The sequence below is a fragment of the Streptomyces sp. UNOC14_S4 genome, from assembly GCF_020740835.1.
In the GTDB taxonomy this organism is placed as follows: Bacteria; Actinomycetota; Actinomycetes; order Streptomycetales; family Streptomycetaceae; genus Streptomyces.
In genome coordinates this window covers 1-3,475 of record NZ_JAINFC010000663.1, presented here as the reverse complement: position 1 = coordinate 3,475, position 3,475 = coordinate 1, and the positions used below count along the sequence as shown (strand labels likewise).

The 3,475-nt window shown below is 67.3% G+C and carries 5 protein-coding genes; 4 read left to right on the top strand and 1 reads right to left on the bottom strand.

Annotation, left to right across the window (positions count from 1 at the left end):
• The 4 genes from K6I34_RS33920 to K6I34_RS33905 form a co-directional block, all read left to right on the top strand.
• On the top strand, positions 1 to 232 hold a 232-nt coding region (locus K6I34_RS33920; RefSeq protein WP_229331885.1), incomplete at its 5' end, for an SDR family oxidoreductase.
• A 437-nt stretch (positions 233 to 669) separates the two neighbouring features.
• Positions 670 to 903 (top strand): hypothetical protein, encoded by a 234-nt coding sequence (locus K6I34_RS33915; protein ID WP_229331884.1) that lies wholly within the window; start codon positions 670 to 672, stop codon positions 901 to 903.
• Between the two features lie 214 nt (positions 904 to 1,117).
• Positions 1,118 to 2,146 carry a hypothetical protein gene (locus K6I34_RS33910; RefSeq protein WP_229331883.1) on the top strand — a complete coding sequence of 343 codons (1,029 nt, stop codon included), beginning with the start codon at positions 1,118 to 1,120 and terminating at the stop codon, positions 2,144 to 2,146.
• Positions 2,147 to 2,317: 171 nt separating this feature from the next.
• On the top strand, positions 2,318 to 2,887 hold the full coding sequence (locus tag K6I34_RS33905) for an IS5 family transposase (protein ID WP_229331882.1): 570 nt from the start codon (positions 2,318 to 2,320) through the stop codon (positions 2,885 to 2,887).
• Positions 2,888 to 2,900: 13 nt separating this feature from the next.
• Here the strand turns inward: K6I34_RS33905 and K6I34_RS33900 are convergent, their stop codons facing one another.
• Positions 2,901 to 3,332 carry a hypothetical protein gene (locus K6I34_RS33900; protein ID WP_229331881.1) on the bottom strand — a complete coding sequence of 144 codons (432 nt, stop codon included), beginning with the start codon at positions 3,330 to 3,332 and terminating at the stop codon, positions 2,901 to 2,903.
• Positions 3,333 to 3,475: the final 143 nt, after the last annotated feature.

Below are 3,475 nucleotides of genomic sequence, written 5' to 3'. Positions count from 1 at the left end.
GGCGGGGCTGGCGGGCGGTGCCGAGGCGGCGTACGAGGAGGCGAGCCGACTGTCTCCCGCCAGGCGGCCGGGTGATCCGGAGGAGGTCGCCGAGGCGATCGACTGGCTGCTGTCGCCCGCCGCGTCCTACGTCAACGGGGCCGCCCTCACCGTTGACGGCGGAGTGACCACAACCAGCGTCAGCGGTGTCGCCTTCGACTACCGGATCGAGGCGCGCACTCCGCGCCTGTAGCGGACTACCGGACAGCATGTTTCGCAGACCCTGTGGCGGGCTGGAACCCACTGCCGAGATTTCGATGCGGTGGTCGCTCAAGTGGTCAAGATGGCGGTCATCCATTCTCACTTCCTGTCGGATGTGCTCGGACGGATCGTGAAGTTCCGGGCCGGGGCCGAGGCATAAGCTCGCGCCATGTCGTGGAGGAATGCCTTCTCGCTTTCGAGGTCGCCATTGTCGAAGTTGACGAGACCGTCGGCAGACTGCTGCTGAGGCAGGCCGACGAGCTTGGCGCTGCGTGCCCGGCAGGTCGTCGGGGTGCTGCGGTGCCGAACTGGCAGCCCGGGATGGGAAACGGAGGTCCTGCCACGGCGCCGGCCTGGCTCAGGTCGCGCTGCGCACCGCCCGCAAGGCGGCGAAGAAACGCGGTGCCGGGGCCGGAGGGGATTGCTGCGGTGCTCGGGGCCCTGGTGATCGGCCGGGCCTGGGAGCCTCCGGCCGTCGGCGGCGCGGTGCTGGACCGCTGGCCGGACAACGCGGCTGCCGTTGCGCTGCGGCTGTCCGGCCACGACGAGGCCGTTTCGGCGGTCCTGCCCGCCCCGCTCCAGCGGACGCTGACGGTTCGGTCGCCTCACGCTCGTGCCCCCATGCCGATCCCGCCGACATCCCCCCACCACAACAACACGTGAAGGACACCGCCGAATTCGCCAGTGGTGTCCTCGGCTGGACATGGCCCTCGGCGTCTTCGGCACGGTGTCGGTTCGCCGACCGAAAACCTCTTTGACATCCCCATGTCCTTTACATTTAAGTCTCCTTTCAACTAACGTTCGATATGGGGGGCATGTCATCGTTACCAAGCGTGTCAAGCGCACCACTCTGGCCGCGGCCTGCTGCGCCGTCGTCATGACGACCGGTGCGGTAGCCTGCAGCCCGGGCGAGAAGAGCGCCGCGGACAAGCTGGACAAGGCATTCGACCGGCTGGGGGAGGGCAAGGCGGTCTCCCTGGAGGTCGCCCTGGACGCGAGTGCCGACGAGATCCACACCGCACTCAAGGACAGCGAGGACGGCCTCGACCGCGAGGACGCCGAGGTCCTCGCCGGCCTGAAGCTGAGCTATGGCATCAGCTCCAGCAAGCCGCTGAAGACCGAGGACAAGAAGAACGCGGATGTGAACGTGTCCTTCAAGCTCTCGAAGAAGAGCGGCGGCGAACTGCTGGAGTTCCGCAGCCTCGACAAGAAGGCGTACGTACGCGCCGACATCAAGGCGATCGGCGGAATGAAGAAACCCGGGAACGCCAAGGAGCGCGCGGAGAAGCGTGACTTCGACGAGATGCTCCGGCGGGCCGACGAACTTCCGCCGTCCATGGGCGCGTTCCGTGATGTACTCAAGGGCGAATGGGTCTCCATGAACTCCGCGGACTTCGAGGAGTTCCGCAAGAAGGCGCAGGAGAAGAACGGCGGCTCGCCCAAGGAGCTGGACAAGAAGACCGAAAAACAGGCCTCCGACGCCCTGCGCAAGGCTCTCACCGAGAACTCCCGCATCAAGGAGACCGGTTCGAAGAACGGCGCCGACCACATCGAGGTCACGGTCTCCGCCCGCAAGGCGGCCAAGGACCTCAAGGAAGCACTCAAGCCGATCGAGTCCCAGCTCAGCGCGGCGGGCAAGGGCAGGAAACTGCCCGACCCGAACGATGTCCCGGACCAGGACGTCGTCTTCGACGTGGCCCTCAAGGGCGGCAGGCTCTCCGCCATCACTTTCGACACGGGTCGGCTGGACAAGGACGTGCACGGCAAGCTGCCCGTGACCATCGGCTTCGGCGGCAAGCCCGAGCCGGTCACCGCACCGTCCGGCGCCAAGGAGCTCAAGCCGCAGGAGATGCTGGAAGCGATCGTGGGTCTCGCCGCGGAGAAGGATAACAGCCGCAGCCTGTGAGGCTGTGACAACGCCGAGGGCTGCACCCCGCCGGAGCGGGGACGCTGCCGGCTGATTCGGCCCCTCGCGTGACGTCGGTCTCCGTGATCCGGTTGTGGTCGTGGAGACCGATGTTGTTGTGCGGGGGCGATGCCGAAGGGGCCGAGAGGGGTCCCGGCCGGGACGGTGCAGATGGCCCGGGCAGTGTTCCCGAAAGGAAGCCTGGCGGTCCGGGTCTGGGGGAAAGAACCGCCGGGTGGTGTGTTCACCGAGCCCGGTGATCACGGGCTGGGACGTTCGCGTGGCGGGTTCACCACTGAGCTGCGTCTGGCCGTCGAGCAGGGCCGGAAACCCATGTCGATCGTGGTGACCGCTGGGCAGCGTGGAGATTCGCCGCAGTTCGAACCCGTGCTGGAGAAGGTCGGCGTGCCATGCATCGGGCAGGGCCGGTCACGGGTCCGTCCCGATCGCGTGCGGGCTGACAAGGCGTACGCCTCTCGCGAAAACCGTGCTTACCTGCGCCGCCGGGGGATCCGCTGTACCATCCCGGACAAGGCCGATCAGGCGCGCAACCCCCAGAAGCTCGGCTCCCGTGGCGGCCGGCCGCCACGCTTCGACGCGGTCGGCTACCGCGAGCGCCACGCGGTCGAGTGCGGAATCAACCGTCTCAAGAGGCAGCGCGCCGTTGCCACGCACTACGACGAGTTCGCGGTCCGCTACGAGGCGACCATCCTCATTGCAGCCATCAACAAGTGGGTGTGATCGGCACCCGTCGCTAGAGCTCGTAGTCCTGGGCCAGCTCCTCCCAGCGAATGCTGCGAAGCGCAAGGCCGGCTTCCTCGCCCGATGGGACATCCAAGACGGACTGGAACCAGACCACGGTGAGAGCGGAACGGTGCAGCACCGGGTCGAGCTCAGGGGCGACCGGCGCCGAGCGGAAGACGCCGATGCAGGCCACGGAGGGCAGCACCTCGACGGGGCCGAAGGCGCCGGCGGTCCGGTCCGGGTACGTGCGGGAGGGCGGAACCAGATGGACCGGCGTGGAGGGAAACGCACGCTCAGCCTGCCGCTGGAGGCCGCTGACCTTCATGTCGTTGACGGGCTTGCACGGGTAGCCCTCCAACATCCCCCCGTAGGTCGAAGACATCCGCAGCTCGGTGAGCTCGATCGGACGGCCGGACGAGAGGGCTATGCGGCTCAGTGGCATGTCGACACCCTATGTGCAAACCGGTCCTCGTTCCGAGAGGGCCGAGCGGAAGGCGCCTGACGGGCAAAAGCCCAGGTCAGGCGTCTTTTCCTTGGGCCCCTGGAGGAAGCCGGACTTCTTCGGCGAGTGGGAGGTTCTGGGAG